The sequence below is a fragment of the Acetobacterium sp. KB-1 genome (genome assembly GCF_003260995.1).
Taxonomy (GTDB): Bacteria; Bacillota; Clostridia; order Eubacteriales; family Eubacteriaceae; genus Acetobacterium; species Acetobacterium carbinolicum.
The window spans coordinates 48,287-73,052 of sequence record NZ_CP030040.1; the positions used below are offsets into that span (position 1 = coordinate 48,287).

At 39.3% G+C, this 24,766-nt stretch carries 31 protein-coding genes; 22 read left to right on the top strand and 9 right to left on the bottom strand.

Annotated elements, in window-relative coordinates; genetic code table 11:
• The first annotated feature begins 201 nt into the window (after positions 1-201).
• The 8 genes from DOZ58_RS00210 to DOZ58_RS00245 all read left to right on the top strand — a co-directional run bounded on the left by DOZ58_RS00210 (position 202) and on the right by DOZ58_RS00245 (position 5,790).
• Positions 202-561 (top strand): metalloregulator ArsR/SmtB family transcription factor, encoded by a 360-nt coding sequence (locus DOZ58_RS00210; RefSeq protein WP_111886445.1) that lies wholly within the window; start codon positions 202-204, stop codon positions 559-561.
• Positions 562-592: 31 nt separating this feature from the next.
• Entirely contained in the window at positions 593-1,597 is a 1,005-nt protein-coding gene (locus DOZ58_RS00215) for a permease (RefSeq protein ID WP_111886446.1), read from the top strand.
• Positions 1,598-1,654: 57 nt separating this feature from the next.
• Positions 1,655-2,581, top strand: a complete 927-nt coding sequence (locus tag DOZ58_RS00220) for a cation diffusion facilitator family transporter (protein ID WP_242988551.1) — start codon at positions 1,655-1,657, stop codon at positions 2,579-2,581.
• Between the two features lie 25 nt (positions 2,582-2,606).
• Positions 2,607-3,089, top strand: a complete 483-nt coding sequence (locus DOZ58_RS00225; RefSeq protein ID WP_242988731.1) for a permease — start codon at positions 2,607-2,609, stop codon at positions 3,087-3,089.
• The gene (locus DOZ58_RS00230; protein ID WP_111886447.1) at positions 3,086-3,625 is read left to right on the top strand and encodes a permease; all 540 of its coding nucleotides are present in this window, start codon (positions 3,086-3,088) and stop codon (positions 3,623-3,625) included. The genes DOZ58_RS00225 and DOZ58_RS00230 overlap by 4 nt, the downstream gene beginning before the upstream one ends.
• 91 nt (positions 3,626-3,716) lie before the next feature.
• Positions 3,717-4,589 carry a universal stress protein gene (locus tag DOZ58_RS00235; protein ID WP_111886448.1) on the top strand — a complete coding sequence of 291 codons (873 nt, stop codon included), beginning with the start codon at positions 3,717-3,719 and terminating at the stop codon, positions 4,587-4,589.
• 27 nt (positions 4,590-4,616) lie between these two features.
• Entirely contained in the window at positions 4,617-4,850 is a 234-nt protein-coding gene (locus DOZ58_RS00240; RefSeq protein ID WP_111886449.1) for a thioredoxin family protein, read from the top strand.
• A gap of 289 nt (positions 4,851-5,139) precedes the next feature.
• A complete protein-coding gene (locus tag DOZ58_RS00245; protein WP_204355442.1) occupies positions 5,140-5,790 on the top strand; it encodes a class I SAM-dependent methyltransferase in 651 nt (216 codons plus the stop codon).
• Positions 5,791-6,060: 270 nt separating this feature from the next.
• Here DOZ58_RS00245 and DOZ58_RS00250 read toward each other — a convergent pair whose 3' ends face one another.
• From DOZ58_RS00250 to DOZ58_RS00265, 4 genes are all read right to left on the bottom strand, one after another.
• Positions 6,061-6,480: an arsenate reductase ArsC gene (locus DOZ58_RS00250; protein ID WP_111886451.1), complete on the bottom strand. Its 420-nt coding sequence runs from the start codon at positions 6,478-6,480 to the stop codon at positions 6,061-6,063.
• A gap of 24 nt (positions 6,481-6,504) precedes the next feature.
• Positions 6,505-6,936, bottom strand: a complete 432-nt coding sequence (locus DOZ58_RS00255) for an arsenate reductase ArsC (RefSeq protein WP_111886452.1) — start codon at positions 6,934-6,936, stop codon at positions 6,505-6,507.
• A gap of 130 nt (positions 6,937-7,066) precedes the next feature.
• On the bottom strand, positions 7,067-7,432 hold the full coding sequence (locus tag DOZ58_RS00260) for a putative zinc-binding protein (RefSeq protein ID WP_111886453.1): 366 nt from the start codon (positions 7,430-7,432) through the stop codon (positions 7,067-7,069).
• A gap of 16 nt (positions 7,433-7,448) precedes the next feature.
• Positions 7,449-7,754 carry a helix-turn-helix transcriptional regulator gene (locus tag DOZ58_RS00265; RefSeq protein ID WP_111886454.1) on the bottom strand — a complete coding sequence of 102 codons (306 nt, stop codon included), beginning with the start codon at positions 7,752-7,754 and terminating at the stop codon, positions 7,449-7,451.
• 184 nt (positions 7,755-7,938) lie between these two features.
• Between DOZ58_RS00265 and DOZ58_RS00270 the strand changes: the two genes are divergently transcribed.
• Genes DOZ58_RS00270 through DOZ58_RS00290 form a run of 5 tightly spaced genes read left to right on the top strand, consistent with a single transcriptional unit; the run spans position 7,939 to position 10,259 of the window.
• A complete protein-coding gene (locus DOZ58_RS00270) occupies positions 7,939-8,310 on the top strand; it encodes a hypothetical protein (RefSeq protein WP_111886455.1) in 372 nt (123 codons plus the stop codon).
• Between the two features lie 2 nt (positions 8,311-8,312).
• Entirely contained in the window at positions 8,313-8,615 is a 303-nt protein-coding gene (locus tag DOZ58_RS00275) for a ferredoxin family protein (RefSeq protein ID WP_111886456.1), read from the top strand.
• Positions 8,608-9,456, top strand: coding sequence for a glycine cleavage system protein GcvH (gene gcvH / locus DOZ58_RS00280; protein WP_111886457.1), 849 nt, complete (start codon positions 8,608-8,610; stop codon positions 9,454-9,456). Before DOZ58_RS00275 ends, gcvH begins: the two co-directional genes overlap by 8 nt.
• Positions 9,449-9,850 carry a putative zinc-binding protein gene (locus DOZ58_RS00285; RefSeq protein WP_111886458.1) on the top strand — a complete coding sequence of 134 codons (402 nt, stop codon included), beginning with the start codon at positions 9,449-9,451 and terminating at the stop codon, positions 9,848-9,850. Before gcvH ends, DOZ58_RS00285 begins: the two co-directional genes overlap by 8 nt.
• A gap of 1 nt (position 9,851) precedes the next feature.
• A complete protein-coding gene (locus DOZ58_RS00290) occupies positions 9,852-10,259 on the top strand; it encodes a putative zinc-binding protein (protein ID WP_111886459.1) in 408 nt (135 codons plus the stop codon).
• A gap of 202 nt (positions 10,260-10,461) precedes the next feature.
• Here DOZ58_RS00290 and DOZ58_RS00295 read toward each other — a convergent pair whose 3' ends face one another.
• Positions 10,462-11,001 (bottom strand): (Fe-S)-binding protein, encoded by a 540-nt coding sequence (locus tag DOZ58_RS00295; protein ID WP_111886460.1) that lies wholly within the window; start codon positions 10,999-11,001, stop codon positions 10,462-10,464.
• Positions 11,001-12,152, bottom strand: coding sequence for an aminotransferase class V-fold PLP-dependent enzyme (locus DOZ58_RS00300; protein WP_111886461.1), 1,152 nt, complete (start codon positions 12,150-12,152; stop codon positions 11,001-11,003). Before DOZ58_RS00300 ends, DOZ58_RS00295 begins: the two co-directional genes overlap by 1 nt.
• 267 nt (positions 12,153-12,419) lie before the next feature.
• Between DOZ58_RS00300 and lpdA the strand changes: the two genes are divergently transcribed.
• The 7 genes from lpdA (at position 12,420) to DOZ58_RS00335 (ending at position 18,909) form a co-directional block, all read left to right on the top strand.
• Positions 12,420-13,805, top strand: a complete 1,386-nt coding sequence (lpdA, locus tag DOZ58_RS00305) for a dihydrolipoyl dehydrogenase (protein WP_111886462.1) — start codon at positions 12,420-12,422, stop codon at positions 13,803-13,805.
• Positions 13,806-13,913: 108 nt separating this feature from the next.
• Entirely contained in the window at positions 13,914-15,629 is a 1,716-nt protein-coding gene (arsA, locus tag DOZ58_RS00310; protein ID WP_111886463.1) for an arsenical pump-driving ATPase, read from the top strand.
• A 69-nt stretch (positions 15,630-15,698) separates the two neighbouring features.
• Positions 15,699-15,977 carry a hypothetical protein gene (locus tag DOZ58_RS00315; RefSeq protein ID WP_111886464.1) on the top strand — a complete coding sequence of 93 codons (279 nt, stop codon included), beginning with the start codon at positions 15,699-15,701 and terminating at the stop codon, positions 15,975-15,977.
• 57 nt (positions 15,978-16,034) lie between these two features.
• Positions 16,035-16,400, top strand: coding sequence for an arsenite efflux transporter metallochaperone ArsD (gene arsD, locus DOZ58_RS00320; RefSeq protein WP_111886465.1), 366 nt, complete (start codon positions 16,035-16,037; stop codon positions 16,398-16,400).
• Positions 16,401-16,600: 200 nt separating this feature from the next.
• Positions 16,601-16,960, top strand: a complete 360-nt coding sequence (locus DOZ58_RS00325) for a metalloregulator ArsR/SmtB family transcription factor (protein WP_111886466.1) — start codon at positions 16,601-16,603, stop codon at positions 16,958-16,960.
• Positions 16,961-17,063: 103 nt separating this feature from the next.
• On the top strand, positions 17,064-18,080 hold the full coding sequence (locus DOZ58_RS00330) for a radical SAM protein (protein WP_111886467.1): 1,017 nt from the start codon (positions 17,064-17,066) through the stop codon (positions 18,078-18,080).
• Positions 18,081-18,387: 307 nt separating this feature from the next.
• Positions 18,388-18,909, top strand: coding sequence for a PadR family transcriptional regulator (locus DOZ58_RS00335; RefSeq protein WP_111886468.1), 522 nt, complete (start codon positions 18,388-18,390; stop codon positions 18,907-18,909).
• A 42-nt stretch (positions 18,910-18,951) separates the two neighbouring features.
• Here the strand turns inward: DOZ58_RS00335 and DOZ58_RS00340 are convergent, their stop codons facing one another.
• Positions 18,952-21,105, bottom strand: coding sequence for an HD-GYP domain-containing protein (locus DOZ58_RS00340; protein WP_111886469.1), 2,154 nt, complete (start codon positions 21,103-21,105; stop codon positions 18,952-18,954).
• Positions 21,106-21,318: 213 nt separating this feature from the next.
• Positions 21,319-21,591, bottom strand: a complete 273-nt coding sequence (locus DOZ58_RS00345) for a zinc ribbon domain-containing protein (protein WP_111886470.1) — start codon at positions 21,589-21,591, stop codon at positions 21,319-21,321.
• Between the two features lie 621 nt (positions 21,592-22,212).
• On the opposite strand from DOZ58_RS00345, the gene DOZ58_RS00350 reads away from it, so the two are divergent.
• Together DOZ58_RS00350 and DOZ58_RS00355 are read left to right on the top strand one after the other, a co-directional pair.
• Entirely contained in the window at positions 22,213-22,842 is a 630-nt protein-coding gene (locus DOZ58_RS00350; RefSeq protein WP_111886471.1) for a corrinoid protein, read from the top strand.
• Between the two features lie 32 nt (positions 22,843-22,874).
• A complete protein-coding gene (locus DOZ58_RS00355; protein WP_111886472.1) occupies positions 22,875-23,855 on the top strand; it encodes a uroporphyrinogen decarboxylase family protein in 981 nt (326 codons plus the stop codon).
• 62 nt (positions 23,856-23,917) lie between these two features.
• Here DOZ58_RS00355 and DOZ58_RS00360 read toward each other — a convergent pair whose 3' ends face one another.
• Entirely contained in the window at positions 23,918-24,568 is a 651-nt protein-coding gene (locus DOZ58_RS00360) for a TetR/AcrR family transcriptional regulator (RefSeq protein ID WP_111886473.1), read from the bottom strand.
• Between the last annotated feature and the right edge of the window lie 198 nt (positions 24,569-24,766).

The following is a 24,766-nucleotide window of genomic DNA, read 5'->3' on the forward strand; positions in this document are numbered from 1 at the left end:
ATGTGAAAAATACTGTTTAGTGGCAGCTGTATCAGGGTACTTTATGATACAGCTGCTTTTTTATGTCGTGATATATTTTTAGTTGGCTAATTTTGATATGTAGCTTGACAAGAGTTGATAACAGGTGTAATATAATCACATGCTTATATAAGCATGTGATTATAGAAACAGACTTATCCAAAAATATGAAAGGAATCTGCAATGAAATCACTCATTAATATTTTTAAAGTTCTGTCAGATGAGACAAGGCTTCGCATTATTCTTTTGCTTACCCAAAGTGAGTTGTGTGTTTGTGAACTTAGTTATATTTTAGATGTTTCTCAACCAAATGTTTCCAAAAACCTGGCAAAATTAAAAGAATTAAGTCTCGTTACTTCACAACGAAAAGAGAAATATATTTTTTATCAGTTAAGAAATGACAATATGATTTTAACACATATCTTGAACGATATTCTGGACAATCTTGAGGATTATCCGCAGCTTGTCACTGATCAAAACAGAAATGATGGTAATCTAAAATGGCTCGACCAATGTTGTAATCATCGGTTGAATAAACAGTAAAAAATTATTAAATAAGTTAGGAGATGATCTCATGTTTGTATTTGAATGGTTGAATAATCAATTGTTGAAAATGGAGTGGCTTAATTATTTAGTCGCTCAATTGGTGGAAAATGTATTTGGACTGGATACCCAGAGTCAACTAGGGGGGAGCTTACAGTTTTTTATTTATGATGTTATTAAAATATTCATCCTCCTATCTGTTCTGATTTTTCTGATTTCTTATATTCAAAGTTTTTTCCCACCGGAACGAACCCGCAAAATACTGGGCAATTTTAAAGGCATTCCAGCCAATATATTAGGGGCATTGCTGGGGACCATCACGCCTTTTTGTTCCTGTTCATCGATCCCACTTTTCATCGGTTTTACCAGTGCGGGATTACCTATTGGTGTGACCTTTTCATTTCTGATTTCATCGCCCCTGGTGGATCTGGCTTCGGTTATTCTACTGGCCAGCATTTTTAACTGGCAAATTGCCATTGCTTATGTCATTGTTGGTTTGATACTGGCGGTGTTAGGCGGGACCATCATTGGCAAAGCAAAGCTTGAAGACTATGTCGAACCCTTTGTTTACAGTAATAAGATGATTGAAACAGATCAGGAAACATTGACAATTAAAGATCGCATCGGTTTTGCAAAAGATCAGGTTCTGGAGATCGCCGGCAAGGTGTGGTTATATATCTTGATTGGGGTTGGAATTGGTGCTGTTATTCATAATTGGATACCGGAAGAAATTATCTCAGCAGTTCTTGGCCAAGATAAGTGGTATTCGGTGCTAATTGCAACGTTAGTTGGCATTCCCATGTATGCGGATATATTTGGGACCCTTCCCATTGCTGAAGCACTAGTTTCTAAAGGTGCAGGTCTTGGTACCGTATTAGCATTTATGATGGCAGTAACGGCACTGTCTTTACCATCAATGATCATGCTTAAGAAGGTGGTCAAAACAAAATTGCTGGTGATTTTTGCAGGAATTGTTACGGTTGGGATTTTGATAATCGGCTTTAGTTTCAACGCCTTTGGTTATCTGTTTTTGTAAAGAACTTAAACAAACATTTTAGTAAAGATAAAAATAGTGAAAGAGAAGTGAAGTACCGTGGAAGATAATCATACCCAAAACCATGATTACGAAAAACATCGGCACACCCATGATCATTCCAATCTGTCCGGCAAAAAAATATTTTGGGTGACGGTATTAAATGCGATTATTACGATGACTGAAATAATCGGCGGTATTCTTTCGGGCAGTTTAGCATTGCTATCTGATGCACTACACAACTTAAGTGACACGATTGCCATTGCAATGTCATATTTTGCCAATCGACTTGCTCAAAAATCCCGGGATGAAAAGCGAACTTATGGATATAAACGCGCTGAAATATTGGCAGCCTTGGTGAATGCAACCGTATTATTGGCTTTATCGGCTTTATTGATTATTGAAGCCATCAAACGGTGGCAGTCACCAGAGACTATTAATGGGTTGATGATGATGATTGTTGCCTTTGTGGGACTGATCGCCAATTTTATTTCCGTTTTTTTATTGGAAAAAGATTCACACAATAATTTAAATATCAAATCCAGTTATTTGCACTTAATCAGTGATACGGTTTCATCGATTGGTGTATTGATTGGGGGTGTTGCGATTCAGTTATGGGGCATCATTTGGATTGATCCGCTGATCACAGCCCTGATTTCGATCTATATTATTCGGGAAACCTGGCAGATCATCAAAAAAACGGTCAATATTCTGATGCAGTCATCGGCGCCTCTGAATTACGAGGCTATCAAAACAGAAATTGAAAAAATGGAAAAGGTTAAAAATATTCATCATGTTCATACTTGGATGTCTGATGAAAAAACGGTTTACTTTGAAGCGCATGTCGAAATGGAAGATATGCTGTTATCTGAGGTTTGTCTCATTACTGATAAAATTGAGCATTTACTTAAAGAAAAAGAAGGTATTTATCATGTGACATTACAGGCGGAAGTTGACAAATGTTGTGATAAACGGTTGTTTAAATAAATTAATTTTGTAAAGGTTGTGAGAAATTGTGAATATTGCACTTTATGTTGTTACGGGTGTGCTGTTGCTCGTCTCGTTTTATAAAGATAAGAAAAAAACAAAAATGGCATTAAAAAAAGCCTGGAAAGCGTTTGAAAATATTTTGCCGGAATTTCTAGTGGTGATCTTACTGGTCGGTTTATTGCTGGCCATTATGAATCCGGAAATGATTTCAAGTATTATTGGTGATAAATCTGGTTGGTTTGGGGTGATTCTGGCGGCTGTTATTGGATCGATTACCTTGATTCCCGGATTTGTAGCCTTTCCAATGACAGCATTGCTTTTAGACGGTGGGGCTGGTTATATGCAAATTGGTGCCTTTATTTCAGCACTCATGATGGTAGGGATCGTGACTATACCGGTTGAAATAAAATATTTCGGCAAGAAATTAACGATCTATCGAAATGTTCTGGCATTTTTATTTTCTTTTGTGGTGGCATTGGTGATTGGAGTGGTGATGAATCTATGAAAAAAATAGTAAAACGCTATCGCGCATTTCTGGTTGTATTAGGGATTATGTTGGTCATTACGCTTTTTAATAACGACCTGGGGATAAAAGCATTTGGCGTTACTGGTTATTCTTTAAAAGAGATGGTCTTGGTGATTCCGCCGGTTTTTGTATTGCTGGGGCTTCTGGATATTTGGGTTCCCCGGGAAACGATGATTAAATATATGGGCGAAGGCTCTGGTTTAAAAGGAATTATCCTAGCCTTTTTTATCGGTTCGGCAGCGGCTGGACCGCTATATGGGGCATTTCCGATTGCCGCTGTTTTTATGAAAAAAGGGGTGAAGTTCAGTAATGTTATGATTTTTATCGGAGCCTGGTCAACAACAAAAATACCGATGTTCTTGTTTGAAATGACATCGATGGGCGCAAAATTTGCAATCACCCGATTACTGATTGATATTCCCGGAATTATTATTATTGCATTTATTTTATCTGCATTGATGAAAGGAGATGAAATTAAGGTGATCTATGAAAATGCGGAACATTTTGATGACTAAAAAACGGTTGTTTATGGACGTATCGTTATAATCATGATAGATCGGGTAATTTAAGAGTAATGTTTTGTCGATTTAGAAAGGAAGTATTGTCATGTTTAGTCGAATTGTTATTGCGTCTGAGATGTCACCAGCTGCTTTTAATATGCTTCATTGTCTGGAAAGCGTGAAAGAGTTAGGGGTAAAAGAATCTCTATTGTTACAATGTCTGAGTCCCTATGACCTGGATTCAAGAATTTCGTCGTTTTATACGGCTGTTGCTGAAGCAAATCTCAATGAACAGAAAGTATTGCTGGAAAAAATGGGGTATCTGGTTAACACCCGTGTTGTGACGGGTCATATAAAAAACGAAATCAATCGCATTGCCGTACAAGAAGATTATTCCATGATGGTCGTGGGAGCTCCGGAACACTCGATGGTCGGGGAGGTTTTCTTTGGTGGTACAGCCCACGAAGTGATTCTTCATGCCCAAAAACCGGTGCTTTTGATCCGAATTGTTAATGAACCGGAGGCACGTTTGAAATTGATGAAATCCTGTAATCTGATTGAGCATATTCTGTTTCCCACTGATTTCTCTGAAAACGCCCAAAAAACATTTGAGGTTGTCAAAAAAATGGTAACAGATGGAGTAAAAAAGGTTACGTTGATGCATGTCATCGACAAAGCAGTGGTAGAACCCTATCTTAAAGAAAGCCTTTCGGATTTTATCCGTTTGGACAACACCAGACTTCAGGCGATGAAAGTAGAACTACAGTCAATTGGAGATGTGGAAGTTGATGTGCAACTGCCAATCGGTTTGCCCGCGGGAGAGATTATCAAAGCAGTTCAGGAAAATAATATTTCTATGGTAGTTATGGGTTCGCAAGGGCGGGGCTTCTTAAATGAAGTATTTTTAGGGAGTGTCAGCCATCAGGTGGCCAGACATTCGTCCTCTTCGATGCTATTAATTCCTGCTAATCGGGAATAGTATAAAATAGATTAAAGGAGAAATGATATGATTATTAAAGTATTGGGACCAGGTTGTAAAAATTGTAAAAAATTGGAAGCTAACACGAGAGCAGCACTAAAAGAGTTGGAGATTGAAGCATCGATTGAAAAAGTGGAAAGTATGGAGGAAATTATGGCCTACGGGATTATGTCAACACCAGCGTTGGTGGTAGATGAAGAGGTGAAATTTGCAGGCAAGATCCCTTCAGTTAAAGAACTCAAGAAATATTTACATTCCTAATAAAAAAAGATCAGTAGCTCGATTATGGGCAAACTGATCTTTTTAAGTTGCTAGTAATTATAATTAATTTGCGTTTACTTTGATTTAGGTGCATATGTTCCTTTAATATAACGATATGTAAATTTTAAAAATAGCATAAATATTAAGCGATGACTATTAAAAAAAAGATAAAAACTGGTATTTATAGTAAAGAATTGTTATAATAGCAATTTAGATTAGGATACGATAAAAATGATTTTCCAGTACGGAGGAGTCATTTTTAGTTATGTGTAAATAGAACGGAGTTATTTTGAACCATCACTGTAAAATCTGTGGTAGCCAAACCCGGGAAATTGTTATCGAAACCCTTGGGGCGGCTTATTATTATTGCGAAGCCTGTGAGTTTGTCGCAAAAGACGAAAACCTGAAACTTAGTCATCAAGAAGAACTTGGAATATATGAAACCCATGAAAATTCCATTGAAGATCCCCGCTATGTTGCCTATTTTAAAAAATTTCTTGACGCGGCGGTCTTTAACCATTACCCCAAGCCGGGTTATGGTTTGGATTTTGGTAGTGGTCCCTCACCGGTGTTAGCCACGCTACTGGAACGGGATTATGGTCTGATCATGGATATTTATGATCACTTTTATTCACCTCAAAAGGTTTATGTTGGAAAAAAATATGATCTGGTGACATCAACCGAAGTGGTGGAACATCTGGATGATCCGCTGGCGTATTTCAGCTTATTTAAAAGTTTGCTCAAAGACGAGGGCATTTTATCAATCATGACGCTTTTTCATCATAATGATAATAACGCTTTTAGAACCTGGCATTATGTCCGGGACCAGTCCCATCGATCCTTTTATACGGTTAAAACACTTGAAGTAATTGCCGAAAAAACCGGACTAGAACTGATTGATACCAATCATCATCGTTATTCTACCTTCAGAAAAAGCTAAAGAGTTTAGCGATATAACGCAATAAAGTTTAGATAAATACGAAAGGAAAGCATCGATGTCAATAAAAAAATAGAGACTATAGAGATGAAGTTAAACGATTGGAGGAGACCAAAACCTATCTGGAAAATAACATCGGGATCGTGGCGGAAAAACGAATCCGCTACGACATCGAACAAAAATAAGAAGCTAATACCAATTATATAAAGACATCAAATAATTAAAAACAAAGACAAAAGCCGGGAAATTTAAAAATTTCCCGGCTTTTGTCTTTTAAGAAGTAAGAAGAAGGATGTTATTTTGGATGTTATCGGCTAGTTTTTTTATATTGGTCTCAATCTGGTCAATGATTGCCATAAATTCTTCATCACTTTTTCCAGATGGGTCTTCCAGTCCCCAGTCTTCAACATAACGGCTGGGTAGATAGGGGCAGATGACGTTGCACCCCATTTTGATGACTATGTCTATGGGAGGAAGATCGGTCAGTAACTTCGATTGCTGAGTAGCTTCCATATCAATATGGTAACGTTCTTTGATTAAACGGACGGCATCCTGATTGATTTGCGGTTTGGTTTCGGTGCCGGCTGAATAGCTTTCAAAGACATCGCTGGCAAATATTTTGCCCAAGGCTTCGGCCATCTGGCTCCGGCAGGAATTATGGACACAGATAAAGGCGACTTTGGGTTTGCTCATTATTTTCTCCTGTTTTATAAAAATCTAAATGGAATCTTTGTAGGTATTAATCAGATCAGTGACATTTTCGCGGATTTTATAGCGCAGATGTCGAGCCTTTTCAAGTTTTTCCTCTTCGGTACCGGTAAAAGCAGCCGGATCTTCAAAGTTCCAGTCAAGCACATTCCTGGCCAGTGGAAAAACCGGACAACGCTGGCCATTTTCCAAATCACAAACCTTAATAATATAGGAATATAAACGACCCTCTTTATAATAATCGAATACCGAATTGGTATCGTTTTGACTGAGATCATATCCAACTTCAGCCATGACCTTGACAATCAGGGGGTTGATGGTGCCCGGCTCCAGACCGGCACTTTCAGCAATGAAATAGTCTTTCCCCAAATCGTTTAAAAAAGCTTCGGCCATCTGGCTTCTGGCAGAATTATGGACACAGACAAATAGTACTTTTATCATGTTTTTGACTCCTTATAACAAAGATTTGGCTATAAGCATATCATAATCAAAAAATATGAACGAGATAAGTTGTGTTAAATTTTGGTTTAATTAAAAAATTTCGGATCATGCAAAACTTCGAGACTTGCAATTACTGAGTAACTTCTAGAATTTTATCAAGGGCTTTCTGGACGTGTGCGATTTCTTTTTCAATATCATCCAGATTGGTATATTTTTCGTTGTGTTTGATATCATAATCCGGAGTCATAACAATTTCATCATAGCGTTCATAGCCCATGTCTTCGTAAGCCATCGAGGCACAGGTTGACGGACAGCCATTGAGCGAAATATACTTTTCACTGTCACCGGCCGCTTCAACCTCCGCAAGAATGTTCATGCTGACATGGGGGAGGATGGTAATGTTTTCCTCATCAATGATTCCAAAATACTGGGCAACGGTTTTTGTCATCATACTGACATTGCAATGTCCGGGACAGGGATAAATTTTAAGTTTCATAATAGTTACCTCTTTCTTAAGTTCTATTAAAAACCAGTGTTTCAAAATACTCTTCCACGGTTTGATCCATGGTACTTAATAGTTTTGCGATGCCTTTTAGTTTTACTCGATAATGCATTTCAACACCGATTTTTTTACTTTCCAATATTCCCGCTTCGCGTAGAATTTTTAAATGCTGGGACAGATTAGCCTGGCTAAAATCAAAAGAAAGGTTGAGATCACACACACAACGTGATTCGACCAGGAGTGATTTTACGATTTGTAAACGAATGGGATGGCCCAGCGCTTTGAAGATTTTTACAGAAACATCGTCAGCATTCATAAGTGGCCTCTTTTCTATTTGGTAATGTTACTGAACGCAAACAAAAACTGTTGATTCAATAACATTATAAGCAATTGCTTATTAAAAAGCAATCTTTATCTTTTACGCTTGACACCAATAAAGGTGAGGCGTATAATGTAGCTAACCATAAGGAAATAATTATATTATAAACGAGGTAGAAGATATGAGTCAAGAATTACCAGGTTTTATTATGTGTGTCTGTACCGGAAAATGTCCTGGATTTCAGGCCATGGACATTTGGGATTTTATCAATCAGGTGCGGGTTGAGTTACCGGTTGAATACGCTTTTATTCATCCGCAACTATGTGAGGAAGACGGCGATCGTTTCTTAGCCGATTTTTTAAAGTCCCATCGAAAAGTAATTATTGGTGCCTGTGCGCCCAATATGCAAAAGAAGATGTTTAAGGATGCCTTTAAAGAAGCGGGACTAAGTATTGAAGAAGATGCCGTGATGCTCGACATCCGCGATATGACCAATGAAAAAGCGTTTGAAGTGGTTGAGAATAAATTGGAAGAAATGGGATACGAGGTATAGTCATGAGCGAATCAACTTTTATGGGTGTCGAACGGGATCGGATTGATTGGTCTCCCCGAATTGATTTTACAAAATGTAACGATTGTATGGATTGTGTGGAATTTTGCCCTCATCAGGTCTTTGAAGTCGATGAAAATGCCAAGCCCAAACTAAAGGTTAAAAACCCTAATAACTGTGTTGTATTTTGTCGCGCCTGCAGTAAAACCTGTGGTCCGGATGCGATTACATTTCCCGACAAACCGGAAACGACTAAGAAGATTAAAGCCATTCGTAAGGCAGAAAAAGAGGCGGCAACCGATGAGTAAATCGATTTGTGTATTGCCTTGTAATGGTTTGGATAAATGTGCTGGGGATCTGTCCCGACGTGTTGCCCTGGAGATGGCTCAATCAGAAGAAGTGGAGCTTATCTGTCCGGTTTTACTAAATCAGAATAAAAGTCGCTACGAGAAAGTTTTGGAAGCTGGCAGCTTAACGGTGATCGATGGTTGCAATACCCGCTGTACCAGCAAACTTGCCGGAGAGTTACAACTTGCCATCAAAGAAAAAATCAATGTCAGCGAGGTTGCCAAGACTCTGGATATCAAGCTGGGAGTTGAAATCCGCGAAGATGCGGACACTCTGGCAGTGGTTCAGGCGGTGCTGGAAAAAGCAAACAGTTTCACTGCAGAACAGCTCGAATCGGAATTCATTAAACCGGACTTAGTGGAATATGATTCTTTTTCTCATGGAAAGTTTATTTTTAAGGTGCCAAAAGCAAATTATTTTTTCAATGAAAATGACTGTTGGGTATCAGTATCAGGGAATATGGCCAGGGTCGGTGTTAGTGATTATGTGCAACAGAATCTCTCTGATATTCTCTATGTTGACCCGCCGGAAATCGGCGATCAATTTGAACAGTTTGACGATTTAGGTAGCATCGAATCCAGCAAAGCGGTATTTGAAATTATTTCACCGGTGTCTGGTACTGTGGTTGCTGTTAATACCGGTTTAAATGATGCCCCCGAGCAGGTTAATGAAAGCCCTTATGAAAAAGGCTGGCTGGTGGAGGTTCGTCTTAGTGATTTCGAAGAAGATCGGGATCTTCTCCATGATTGCCTGGCCTATTTTGAGTTATTAAAGAGAAAGGTAGCAGAAATTGATGTCTAAAATAAAAGTAGTACCCTGTAGCGGGATTGGAAAAGTATTTGGCCTATTGGCCCGGGAATCAGTGCTGATGGTCACCGGGGAGAAATGTCCAAACGACACAGAAACCCTCTGTCTGGCTCATGTGGTCACTGGAGATGACGAAGTAGTGGGGAAGATTAAAGGCGAAACCTGCATCACCATGGATGGCTGCGCCAAGTATTGCGCCAAGAAGAGTATCGAAGAAACCGGTGGGATTGTTGCAAAAAGCCATAAGGTCCCAGATTTTATGAAAGCCCACCGTGGTGAAGAACATGGCACCGGAACCTATCTCACGGATGATGGCTGGAAATACGCCGAAGAACTGGCTGAGATTATGGTCGAAGAGATCAAAGCGATAAAGGGAGAGGTGAACTAAGATGCTAGGAAACAAAATTGGCGTTATTTCATGTAGTGGCGAAGAGTGCCTGGGTGGAACGATTTCTCGTCTGGCGGTTAGAAAAATGATGGAAGAACGAAGACCGGGGAAGGTATCCACCCTATGTTTACCTTTGTTTATTGCCGGTGATGGCGGCGAACGGGAATTTGCTGAAAAATATCCTACCATTGCTGTGGATGGCTGTTCAAAATGCTGTGCCAAACGGGCTATCGAAAAATATAGCAATAAAGTAGCTGGCAGTGTCGATGTAGCTGAAATTATTGGCGCTGAAAAAGCCCTTGAAAAGCCTTTGTCAACACGTCATCTCACCGATTTACAGATGGAATTTGTGAAGCAAACAGCCGATAAAACCTGTCAGATTTTTGATGAGATTATAGCAAAACAATAAATTTGCGAAAAATTTAATAACGATATAAGTAGAATTAACTCTTTAATGTAGGGGCGATTATTAATTGCCGGCGCACTGCGCAATTGCCAGTTCAATTGGCAAAATTCTTTAATCCAACGTATCTAGTAATAAAAAAGCCAGATTTTCACTGAAAATGATCTGGCTTTTTTATTACTAACGATTATTTTTTCATAAACTAGACTCAGTCGGTTTCATAACCAAGCAGTTGGAGATGGGCTTCCAGGCTTAAATAATTGGGAGCATATGCTTCTTCTTTCATGAGGGTACATTGGTTTAGCCGAGTGGTGCCTAAAATCAGTTTGGAGGCAAAGGCCATACAGGAACCCTGACCGCAGACCTTGCAGCCAACTTTCTTGGGTAACAATTTGTAGAGCTGGATGGCACTGGGTCGCTCTCGGGTCTCTTCATTAGGGACGATGTTATCTCGGTTTTCCCAGGTCTCATTAATCAGATTATAGAGTTGATCGATCATCTCATAACACTCTGCTTCATTGGTTAACTGTGTACAGGTGAGATTTCGTTCATGGATATTGATAATATGACTGTCAATCTTGTAGGTGAAGGTTTGCGCTGATGGAAGATAAAGTCCGGTTTTTATGACAGTATTAAGATAAGGCATCACTTCAGGAACCGGGTTACTGAGTTTAGCACGAAATTTAATCCGACCACCACCGGTGGTACACGGTTTGATGTAAATAAGACTGATGGTTGAGAGGTACATTAGTTGTTCTCCTTTAAATAAGATTTTAAGCCATTGACCAGGGTATCGATATCCGCTGTTTCATTAAAATAGCCGATGCCGATGCGGCAGGTTCCCCGGCTAACGGTGCCAATCAGACGATGGGCACTGGGTGCACAATGTAAGCCGGAACGAATCATCACATGACATTCCTGATCCAGATAAAAAGCAATTTCTTCAGGAACGTGACCTGTAATATTAAACGGAATAACACCAACAGTTTTGGAAGAATCCCGGGGACCGTAAATCTCAAGCCCAGGGATCTCACTTAAAACGTTTAGTGCGTAGTCCATTAGGGTATCTTCTTTATGTCGGATTGTTTCCAGGCCTTCTGCTTCGAGAAATGCCAGGGCAGCACCCAGACCGATAATTCCGCTGACGTTCATGGTACCGGCTTCCAGATGGTTGGGGTAATAGTCTGGCTGGTATTCGTAGGCTGAGTCGCCGCCGGTGCCGCCAGAGATGAGGGGATCGATTTTAGCATTGCAATTAACGACCAATCCGCCGGTCCCCATCGGTCCTAAAAGGCTTTTATGTCCAGTAAAGGCCAAAAGATCAATGTTTTGTGCCTGGACATCAATCGGAATAACCCCGGCAGTTTGGGCAGCATCGACTAGTAAAAGGATGTTATGTTTTCGGGCTAAGGCACCGATTTCACCAATTGGTTGGATCGTCCCCAGCACATTGGAGGCATGGGTGAAGACGATAACTTTTGTATCGGGAGTGATGGCTGCTTCCACATCGCTGATATCTGTTTCACCCTGCTCTGTAGCCGGGACCATTGAAATATAAATCCCCAAATCCCGTTCCAGGGTTTTTAGGCATCGCCAGACGGCATTATGTTCCAGTGAACTGGTCACCACATGATCACCGGGTTTTAAGATGCCTTGAAGTGCCAGATTTAAAGATTCAGTAACGGAAGACGTGAAGACCACGGTCTTAGGATCATTATGGTTAAAGAGTTTTGCCAGTTTTTTTCTGGTCTGATAGACTAGACCATCGGCGATAATGGCTTTTTCATAAGATCCGCGACCGGAAGTTCCACCATTATTGACAATATAATCGTAAATTGCTTCGGGAACTGCCAGCGGTTTAGGAAAAGTGGTTGCAGCGTTATCTAAATAAATATCCATAATATACTCCTTCTATAATCAAATAATAATATGCTTAGTCGTTTCTTTTATCATAGACGCTAATGGTAATTTCGTCAATAAAATTAACAGGTAGAATTTGGGTTGATTAAAATTCTGACACTACGAATCGGTTTGGAAAAGGGGCAAAAAAATTACGGTTGACAAATTGGCACGAAAACGATATCGTATGAATAAAACATCATATGAAGGTGCGGTTGTTTGAGTTGTATGAAAACAAAACGATCAGATAACCAAAAAGGAGACACAATGAAAATTACGGTTATTGGTGCGGGTCCGGGTGGTTATGAAGCCGCTATTATGGCAGCTAAATTAGGTGCAGAAGTGACAGTTATTGAGAAAAAGGAGGTTGGTGGCACATGCCTTAATATCGGTTGTATTCCAACCAAAACATTGTTGGCTTCGGCAGATGTTTTGACAACTTCAGCAGAAGCCGAAAAGTTTGGGGTCTTTAATGATCATACGACTGCTAATTTAGAACAAATTATTGAACGAAAAGATAAGCTGGTTTCTGGTTTAGTGAAGGGAATTGAATTTCTTTTTGAATCAAATGGTGTTAATCTGGTTCGCGGGGTTGGCAAACTAATCGATGCTAAAACGGTTGAAGTTGCGCGGAGTGATGGCGAAGCGCTAACACTGGTAAGTGATAAAATACTATTAGCAACGGGGTCAGTCCCGATCTGTCCGGAAATGTTTTGTTATGATGGTGAGAAAGTGATTACCAGTACGGAAGCGCTGTCTTTAAAAACGCTGCCAAAATCGATGATTGTCGTAGGGGGAGGCGTCATCGGGTGTGAATTGGGGCAGTTTTTTAGTCGCTTGGGGACGAAAGTAACAATTGTCGAAATGGCCGACCAGATTTTAAGTGCCGAGGACGAGAGTGTAGCAAAACAACTACTGCGGCAGTTAAAACGGGAAAAAATAAAAGTATTGACCGCCAATGGTGTTACGGATGTGAAGGTTCAGGATTCCGGAGTGTCAGTGACATTAAAAAAGGGTGAACGTTTAGAAGCTGAAATAATGCTGCTTTCGATCGGTCGATCCAGTTTTTCAAAAGGACTTAACCTGGAAGAAGTAGGAATTAAAGTTGATTCTAGAGGTCGGATCGAAGTCGATGAGTCACTAGAAACCAGTGTAAAAGGAATTTATGCCGTAGGGGATCTGATTAATACACCTTATTTAGCTCATGTCGCTTCTAAGGAAGGCATTATCGCCGCAGAAAATATGTTGGGGAAAAACAAAACAGGCGTTCATAAAGCGATCCCCAGATGTGTCTATACCGATCCCCAGGTTGCGGCGGTCGGGATAACTGAAAAAGAAGCACAGCAAAGGGGAATCGTTTATAAGGTTGGAAGTTTTGATTTTCGTTCCCTGGGAAAAGCTCAAATCATCGCTAAAATTCAGGGCCAGGTTAAAATTATTGTCGATGAAAAAGATGTCATTATTGGTGCCTCAATTATTGGACCTGAGGCGACCGATCTTTTGGCTGAGTTAACCATGGCCGTGCATCTTGGCTTAACGGCAGAAGTGCTAGGAGAAGTGATCCATCCACATCCAACCCTGTCCGAAGCCATTATGGAAGCGCTGCATGATGTGCATGGAAAATCAATTAATAAGGTCTCGACGCGGTTTTAAAGGGAGATCTTAAATTACTAAAGAACACTTGACATGTTCACATGAAAGAGTTATCATATGAATATAAGAACATATGAATTCTTATTCATATAAGAAAGAAGGCCCTTCATGTATAAAAATTTTACACCTGATCATGTTAGCTTAACAAAATATTTATTTTACACTGGCAAAGGCGGTGTCGGCAAAACCTCCACCGCCTGCGCAACTGCAGTGAGTCTTGCCGATCAAGGGAAAAAAGTATTTCTTGTCAGCACCGACCCGGCTTCTAATTTGCAGGATGTGTTTGAAACTGAACTATCCGGCCAAGGGGTTCCCATTAAGAACGTTCCTAATTTAATGGTTGCCAACCTGGATCCCATCGAGGCCGCTGAAGAATATAAGGAATCTGTCGTCGGACCATACCGGGGTAAATTGCCAGATGTAGCGATTGCCAGTATGGAAGAGCAACTGGCAGGATCTTGTACCGTTGAGATTGCCGCATTTAACGAATTTTCCCGATTCATCACTGATGAAAAAATGAGCAAAGACTATGATTATATTATCTTTGATACCGCCCCCACCGGTCACACCCTCAGAATGCTTCAATTACCATCAGCCTGGGACAGCTTTATTGATGACAGTACCCATGGTGCTTCCTGTCTGGGGCAGCTATCCGGTTTAACCGAACAAAAGAAAATGTATGAAAAAGCCGTGCGAACCCTCTCTGATGGTGATATGACAACCTTGATTCTAGTTTCACGACCGGAACCATCGCCGCTGGCAGAAGCAGCCAGAGCGTCTAAGGAATTAAAAGAAATTGGCGTTGAGAATCAAATTCTGATTATCAACGGAGCGCTGGAAAATTTTGACAAAACCGATGAAATTGCGACAGCCTTTTATGGCAAACAAAAAGACGCCGTCAAAAATATTCCCAATAGTTTAAAGACTCTGGATATTTATACCTTACCGCTTCGTGCCTATAACGTTGCCGGGGTTGATAATATACGCCGACTATTCACCGAAGATGATGTGATTGATGTTGAAAAAGTTCAGGAAACAATTGACTTGCCTGGTTTGGAAAAACTGGTCAAAGATATGTACGATTCAAATAAAAAAGTGATCTTCACCATGGGTAAAGGTGGCGTTGGTAAAACGACTATCGCAGCCGCTATAGCACTGGGACTCTCAAAAATGGGCAAGAAGGTCTATCTAACCACCACCGATCCAGCCGGGCATATCAGTGCATCAACTATGGGTGGTGAAAACATTAGTGTCAGTAATATTGATGAAGCCGAAGAATTGCAAAAATATCGTGATGAGGTCGTTGGAAAAGCCAAAGCAGCGAATATGAGTCAAGATGACATTGATTACATTATTGAAGATTTAGAATCTCCTTGTACCCAGGAAATTGCCGTATTTAGAGCTTTTGCAGAACAGGTAAAAAAAGCTGAAGATGGAGTAGTTGTGATTGATACGGCACCAACTGGTCATACCTTGCTGCTCCTTAACTCGACTGAGAGCTATCATAAAGAAATGGAACGATCCAATGCAGATATTCCGGATTCAGTTGTTAATCTTTTACCACGATTGCAAAATCAGGCCGAAACGGAAGTGGTGATTGTAGCTCTACCAGAAGCAACACCAGTTTTTGAAGCACTGCGCTTAGAAGCAGATTTAAAACGTGCTGGTATTATGAATAAGTGGTGGGTTATGAACGCCAGTTTATTGGCCACCGACACCAAGGACCCATTCTTACGGGCACGCGCCAATAATGAAGAAAAATGGATCAAGCGAATTGCAAAAGATACTAAAGGAAACTATGTGGTTATTCCCTGGAAAAAATAAACAAGTCTGTTTCGACAGATCGACGAACAAGTTGAATTAATTAAAAATAAAACTAAGAGGAGAAACAAAATGATTATTACAGATGAAGCAAAAGTGGTATTAGAAGAAATGTTAAAAGAAGGCGGTCAAGATTCACTCCAGGCATCCCTGCAACAGGGTTGTTGTGGAACATCCCTTTATTTTACTTTTACCAATAAAAAAGCAGATGATCAACCAGTGGTCGTAAATGGCATTAATGTGTTAATGGAAGGTGAAGCTGTTATTAAAACGAACACAGTTACGTTAAAAACCGATGATGAAGGCAAGTTGATTGTTGAGGACTCAGCTCAGAAATCAGGTTGTTGTTAATTTAAATGATTAAGAGCAGAGCTTTTTAAAAGGCTCATCTTTTAGAAGGAGAAGAAAATGAATAAAGTAGAAATATATGATCCGGCCATGTGCTGCTCAACAGGGGTATGTGGACCAGGTGTAGACCCCGAGTTGTTACGGGTTTCAGCCATATTAAATGTGCTAGAAGGTGAAGGAAAAAAAATTCTCAGATATGGTTTGTCTGAAGACCCAATGGCCTTTGTTGCTAGCAAGACAGTAAATGATTTAATTCTTAACGAAGGGGTTGAAGTGCTTCCGGTCACTATTGTCGATGGTGAAGTAAAAAGGAAAAAAGGATACCCTTCCAATACAGAATTGGCAACCTGGGCAGGACTATCTGAAGAAGAATTAGTGAAGCTGGTTGCGAAGGCTCAAACAGCTACGATAATCAAGAATGATTAACGGGCGCGTACCAGGTCAGAAAACCAATGAAAAAGGTCTGAAAAGCTTACGTTCATAGAGATAATATTCAAGGTGCAAATTTTGCAAGGGTTGTTTGGGTGTTGCAGGCAACTTAACTAACAACCCTTTGCTTTGATTTTTATAAATGAATCGTTGAAGTGGTGGCTTTAATAAAAGTTATAGATACAAGAGGTGAAAAAATGACAGTTGTTGAAATACTTAAGGTTTTATCAGATACGAATCGCCTAAGAATTCTGAATTTATTATACGTTCAGGAGCTGTGTGTTTGCGAGTTGGAATACTTATTGGGAATCTCTCAATCTAATCTTTCAAAGCATCTCAGATTGATGAGTGATGCTGGTTTTTTGGAAAGTCGTCGGCAGAACAAATTTGCCTATTATAAAATAAAGGCGTCCGTTTTTTCTGAGCATCCCTTTCTGACAACTATTTTTGAGACGGAATTAAATAAAGAAGAATTTTTAATGGAAGAAATAAATAAATTAAGTCATTATCAGAAGAGTGAATTAACCTGCCATAGTATAACAGCGTTGATAGTATAAAAAATGAGGTAACGCTAACTATTGTGTTTAGGAAAGTTAGACCTGTCCGGTGACAGGTGTTGTGCTTGGGGGAGACTGTGGTTAACAAAAAGCGAGGTATAATATGGAACTTAAACGGCTATATATTGAGCTCACAAATCGATGTAATCTGAATTGTGAGATGTGTTTTAGGCATACCTGGGACACCATTGAAGGGGATATGGATTTGGAACTATTAAAGTCCATTCGTGAACAGGTAAAAGAGTTTGGGTCACTTGAAGAAGTTTTTTTTGGCGGGATCGGTGAACCGACGGTGTACCCACATTTTAAAGAAGCCGTTGAGTTATTTGATGGTTATAAGCTTTTAATGACCAGTAATGGGATTATGACAGAAGAAAATGCGAAGTTGATCTGTGAAAAATTTAATGAGGTTTATTTTTCAGCAGACCAGTATCACGAAGATACCCAGGGCGTCAAGGATCAACTAATCAATACCTTTGAAACAATCTCAAAGTATCATAAACAAACCCATTCATCCACTCCAAAGGTTGGTGTTGCCTATGTGATGACAAAAAGTAATAAAGAAGCCTTGTTTGAGATCATGGATATGATGAGGCACTATGGTTTTCATCGGCTGTCGCTATCGCATCTGCTACCGATCAACGAAAAAGATACAAATGATATTTTTTATAATCGATATGAAAATGCTGAAGGTAAGGCTTATTTAGAAAAAATATTTACCTATCGCGATATTAAAATAAATATTCCGGATATGGAATTAAAAACTGAACGACGCTGTACCTTCATTGACAAAGGTTATGTTTATATTGACACCAAGGGCGAAGTGATGTCCTGCTACCGTCTGGCCAACAGTTATGATGAGTACGTCTTTGGGGACAAAAAAAGAGTGATTAAACATTCATTTGGAAATGTAAGTGAAAAATCCTTAAAAGCGATTATCGAAGGCAAAGAATATCAGGATTTCTGGAACACAGTTTACAATAATCAATATCCATCCTGTATTGACTGTGATCTCCGCGGTGGATGTAGCCTGGTAGAAGACACCAAATACGACTGCAATTTCAATACGCCATCCTGTGCCGACTGTCTATGGGTTCGAAATTTCGTACGCTGTCCATAGGAGTATAAAATCTAAATGAGTAAGGAAGTACTGTAAAAGCGAACTGAGCGCGATACAGTACTTTTCTGTATTTAATAAAAATTTGTGTAAAAACTATTGACATATAAAATAAATATTATACAATTGCTTATATCGAAACGATATACTTAAAAAACCAGAATAATTATTGGTCTGGTGTACAGATTATTTTGAGATAATGGATTATTAAGAGGGTAATAGCAACTAAAAAGAAAGTGTGATGATGCACTAAAGGTATGATCAGGTGGATCGCATTGAAAAAGAAAGAGTGTGCTGAAAGAAGGGTGTTATGTTAGAATTTGCAATCCTTGGTTTCTTGTTGGATCGGGATATGACCGGTTATGATATCAAACAAATGATGGTCTTGCGGACATCAAATTTTATTGATGCCAGTTTTGGTAGTATTTATCCAATGCTTAAACGATTGGAAAAGATTGGACTGATTACTTTTTCTGAAATTGTCGAAGGTAACCGGTTTAAAAAAATGTATACCATAACGCAAAAAGGACGCGAACATTTTATCGAATGGCTGCAAACACCTTGTACATTTTCTCCTTTTAATCAGGAATATTTGGCAAAACTGTTTTTTTACAAACATTTAAAGAAAAATGATGCGATTCTAAATATCGAACTTTTTAGAGGGACAGTACAGGATGCTATGGAAAAACTGTCGGAAATTGAAAGAACAATCGGTGATGGGATGGACCCTTTTGAATACGCCAGTCTTTCGTTTGGTCGGACCTATTATGAGATGGTTTTGAACTGGCATGAAAAACTCATTGATGATTTAAAAAATACCTCATTGGAATAAATGGGTAAAATTAACCGTACATCTTCTAACGATGTACGGTTTTTATAATTCATTATTATTTTCTGAGACAATACGCAAAAAAACATCAGCGACTTCTGGATCAAACTGGGTATGTTTGCCATTAATGATTTCTTGAATGGCGGCCTCAAGTGTTAGCGGTTCTTTATATGGTCGGCCATAAGTCATCGCATCAAAAGCATCGGCAACAGCGATGATCCGGGCTTGCAAAGGGATTTGATCGCCGGATAAGCCTTTGGGATAACCTTTGCCATCATATCGCTCGTGATGAAAGAGAATAATATTGGCGAGCGGAGCGTAATCATTGAGCGAACTCAAGATGCTGTAACTGATTTCCGGATGCCTGTGAATTTCCATCCATTCAAAATTAGTTAGTTTATCAGACTTATCCAAAATCTCGTTACCAATGGCAATTTTCCCAATATCGTGAAGAGTACCTGCCGTTTTCAACTCATTAATCTCTTCATTTGTCATTCCTAGCTCGGTTCCGATAAGGCCGCTAATTTTACTCACCCGCTCTGAATGTTCCTGTTCACGGGGAAGCTTTTCATAAAGGGTCTTCATAATAAATTGAATAGCTTCGTTACGGGTGCTGCTGCGTTCGGAAATTTTGTATTGATACATCTTGTTTTCAGCAGCTTTAAAGACCTCGTCAATTTCCTCATCCGGAGTATTTTTAACACCCCAGCCGCTGGAAATAGAGATATGACCTGCTTCGAGATTTTCTTGGCTTAGCGCTGTATTGATCCGTTTCGCCAGTTCTTTGGCCTCCTTGATAGTCGTCTGGGGAAGTAGGATAACAAACTCATCACCGCCAACACGGGCGATAATATCGTCGCTTCTCGCTTTTTCTTGCATGATCTGGGAAACTTTTTGAAGTAGTCGATCCCCAGCCAGATGTCCAAAGGCATCATTGGTTAGCTTTAATCCGTTGACATCAAAAATAAGCAGCGATAAAGGCAGATTTCGTGGGGTATTTAAGCGTCTTAGTTCTTCATCAAAAAAACGACGGTTGTATAAACCGGTAAGGTGATCGTGAAAGCTTAAGTATTCAATTTGCTCCTGCTTCTCTTTTTTATCAGAAAAGTCCCGAAAGACAATAACAACTCCGGTAATATGACCATCCTGATCTTTGATTGGGGCAGCACTATCCTCGATTGGAATCGTCAGGCCATCTTTAGACAAAAGCAAGGTATGATTGTTGAGTTCAATAATTGCTCCTGTTTCAAGAACCCGGGCGGCTGGGTTTTCACAGCTTTCTCGGGTATATTCATCAACAAGACAAAGAACCTGATCAAGGGGTAAACCATAAGCTTCTTGCAAAGACCAACCGGTAAGTTTTTCAGCAACTTTGTTGATTAAGGTAACATATCCCCGTGAATCGGTAGAAATAACACCATCGCCAATGGACAACAGAGTCGTTCGAAAACGTTCTTTTTCGATAAAGAGTGATTTCTCAATAACTTTACGCTGGGTGATATCCTGAATACTGACCACAAATTTGAATGATTGATCGGTTTTAATACAAAAAAATTCGGCTAAAAACCAGCGTTCATCGGAAATCAGCGGAGATTTATATTCATAGTTTTGTTTTTTTTGAGTAGTATAAGTTTTTTTAAAAACAGATAAGATTTCATCAGAAATATCCTTTGAAAAAATAGTGGTGATATGACTTCCAATGATCTTATTTTTGGGCATAAAAAGCGTGGTTTCGTCATGGACGATGACATTCGTGAAATAATAATCGTCGCTGACCTCAAACACAATATCGTGGAGGGTGGTAAGAAGCAGATTCTTCTCAGCCAAATCCTGCTTTTCTCTGGTGATATCATGAAATAAGGTGATGAAATAATTGGTTTCGGGAGAATAGACCTGAATCCGATACCATCGCTTTAAAGGCTCTGAATACTGTTCGATTTCATCCGCTCCGTTGTTAAGAGCAATCTCACCGTAGAAACGTATCCAGTTAAAGTCTGAATCCTTGATCTCTGGTAATATTTGTGTTAATGTCTTTCCGATGATCATTTGGCTTTGCAGTCCAGTTGCGGTTTCAAAGGCTTTATTAACCTCAATAAATTCATAATCTACAGGAACGCCTTGAGTATCACAAATAATTCGATGATACGCATAACCCACATGCAAATGCTTAATGGTTTCATGATAAAAATTATTTGCCATAATCCCCGACCTCCTATCCCAAAATTCATAGTTTTATCTGAGATGCGATCGCATTTTTTGCTCAGATTTTTGCAGAATTGAATCGCATTTATTTATATTCCTATTATGCATAATTTTAATAAAGAATACAATGATTTATTGATAAATTATGAACGATTTTAAGAATCGAAATACTTCATCGTGTTGTCTTTTAATCGGTGTCGGAGAAATATATTACGATTTGAATTGCTTCCATCGCTTTAAGGTTGGGAAGAAAGCTTCCATTTCTTGCCTGGCTTCATCGGCACTAATCCCTGGTTTCTCTTTTAATAGGTAGGGAATACTCACCTCAATCATTCGTTCTTTTGTAATTTGCGACGTGAATTCACCGTTTTTATAACAATCGTCACAATAATCAAGGCTCCTGGTACCGTTTTTTTCAGTGCCATACAGTTTATTGGTTTCGCCCATCGGTTTTCCACAGCTTTGACATAGTTTTTCATTCATTGTCGTATCTCCATTCATTATTTAGAAATCTCGGTTTAGCTTTGTAGCACATTTGGTTCAGGAAGCAATGACGTGGTGATTGTTTGTCTCAAGGCAAAGAATCGCCACACCAAGACCTTTGACTTGGATTTATTATACCCGGTGTTTCCATTTCAAAACAAGTGACGCGCTGGTGTGCATTAGAATACAGAGAAAATTAAGAAAACAAATTTACAAACCAACAATAAATGTGTACGGAAAAAAGTGATTCGTCTTAGAATGATCTAAATTGTAAAAGTATGTGACATTATAATAAAATGAACTTAACAGTAAATTTAGAGCAAGAAGACAAAATAGCAGAAAAAACGAAATAATGATAAAAAAAACAGAAATCATGTCGTAATTTGGACTAGAATTAAGGTTGAAACAGTATATTAATTAAAATATACTAAAAAATATTGACATTCATGTTGTATACGAGTACAATAAAGTTGGAAATAAAAAATAAATTACAATATTGATAATCGTTATGGCTGTAAATAAAAGATTCCATTTAGCGTATAATAAGGTAATTACGAAACGGACTGCGTTAAATGCAGCGGATTCGTAATTATCAATTATAAAAATTAAAGGAGAAGTAATATGTCAAAACTTGAAGAAGTTAAAGCAAAGGTCGAAGCAGGAAAGTCCAAATTGGTTCCCGGTCTGGTTCAGGAAGCCCTGGATGAAGGTAATGCAGCAGCAGAAATTCTCCAGGCTATGGTCGATTCCATGGGTGTTGTTGGGGACAAATTCTCATCAGGAGAAATTTTCGTACCGGAAATGTTAATCGCGGCTAAGGCCATGTCAAAAGGCGTGGAAGTGTTAAAACCTCTGATGGCTGGCGACGGTTCCGCTTCTTTAGGTACTTGTGTAATCGGTACCGTAGCTGGGGATCTCCATGATATCGGCAAGAATCTGGTTTCGATGATGATCGAAAGTGCCGGATTTGATATGATTGATTTAGGTGTTGATGTACCCGCGGACACCTTTGTTTCGGCAGTTAAAGATAATGATAATGTGAAAATCGTCGCGTGTTCTGGCCTGCTGACTACCACCATGCCAGCTTTAAAAGAAGCCGTAGCAACCGTTAAAGCGGCTTGTCCGGATGTAAAAGTTATTGTTGGGGGGGCCCCGGTTACACCGGAATATGCTGCTGAAGTTGGCGCCGACGGATATGCGCCGGATGCTGGTAGTGCGGCTGTCAAAGCGAAAGAACTGGCTACGGCTTAATTTCATAAATATTTACAAGAGGAGAAATCAAAATGCTGACAAAAAGACAGAATCTGGTAGAGGTCATGAAGGGTGGTAACCCGGATCGCTTTGTAAAACAATACGAAGCTTTCGCAATGATGATGAAAACGCCAATTACACGAATTAAGCCACCAGTAGGTGGAGAGATTGTGAATGAATGGGGAGTTACCATTCGCTGGCCAGAAGGTCAATTAGGTGCCTTTCCGGTACATGATGAAGAACATATTGTGGTCAAAGATGTTACCAAATGGAGGGACTATGTAAAAGCACCTTCGGTTGAACAACCCGAGGAAAAATGGGCTGTTGCCATTGCTGAAGCCGAGGCCGTTGACCGAAATGATCAATATGTCACTGTTTTTGTGGCACCAGGAATTTTTGAGCAGGTTCATTATCTGATGAGCATGGAAGAAGCGTTAATGGCATATTACGAAGAGCCGGAAGCGATGCATGAGCTCATTGACTATATTGTGGAATTTGAACTTAAACTGGCGAAAGAGTTTATTGATCATCTTCATCCGGATGCCGTTTTCCATCATGATGACTGGGGCAGTCAGATCAATTCATTTATCTCTCCAGAGATGTTTGATGAATTCTTTGTTCCGGCCTATAAGAAAATCTATGGGTATTACAAAGACAATGGGGTAGAATTAGTCATACATCATAGTGATAGCTATGGTGCTAACCTGGTACCATCCATGATTGAAATGGGTATCGATATTTGGCAAGGCGTGATGACCACCAACAATGTCCCAGAACTGATTAAAGCGTATGGCGAAAAAATAACGTTTATGGGTGATATTGATAGCGGCGTTATTGATTTCCCGGGATGGACCCAGGAAAATATTGCAGAAAAAGTGGAAACAGCGTGTCGACGATGCGGAAAACTATATTTCATACCTGGTGCCAGCCAGGGCCTGAACGTTAGTTCATTCCCCGGTGTTTACGAAGCAACGGATGAAGAAATTGATAAAATGACAAAAGAAATGTTTTAATTTAAAGGAGGTTTCATCCCATTTTAAATCTGGGTTGAAACCTCCTTTTTAGATGATAACAATTATTTATAGAGAAACTTAATTTGCCTGCAGTCAATGGTTTTAGCGATTTGGATACCCTTATAAAGAAGGGTGGTGACCGCATGTTGATCGATGCCAAGCAATCGGGGTAGAATTCCATTAAGTAAAAAGATCAATTCGTCAATCGAGTCATTTAAAGGTTTTTCAAAATAGTTCAGGAAATACTCGCGGCGTCCACCAAAATCAATAAAAAGTAAGTTATCGAATTCTCTTTCGCTGACGACTAAATTGTATTCTTTTATATAACCAAGGTAGGTGTTGCGGATGAAATCACCAGCAACGCGATAGTTTGAGGCTTTTCTAAGAATTTCATAGTAAAACCGTCGATTGTTTTCATTGTTGAGAATCAGATCAAAATAGATATAACTCAAAGCCGCGTGATGAAGGATGGGATTTTCAAATCCATCAATTGTCAGTGCGTTTAGACATTTGTCAATTTGCTGGTAATAATCCAAATAGATCTCGTGGACAATCTTATCTTTTGTTTTAAAATAATAGGTAAAAAGACCAATGGGTGTATCAGCTGTTGTTACGATGTCTTTAATCTTTGTTTTTTCATAACCATGTTCATAAAAGCACTTTTTTGAAATTTCATAAAGATGGTTTCTTGTCTGGATACCTTTTTCGTACATTTTATACTCCTCGAGTCTTCAGGATTCAATCTGCTTACATCCTATCATATTTCGGTATAGATTTAAATCCAAAAAATTATAAATCAGATAAATTTTATGATTTTAATTTAAGTGGAAAGAAATAAAACAATTCGTCCCTTTAACTGATGACAATTGTTTCGGTTGACAATTTAAAATATATGTAATATATTACCTTTT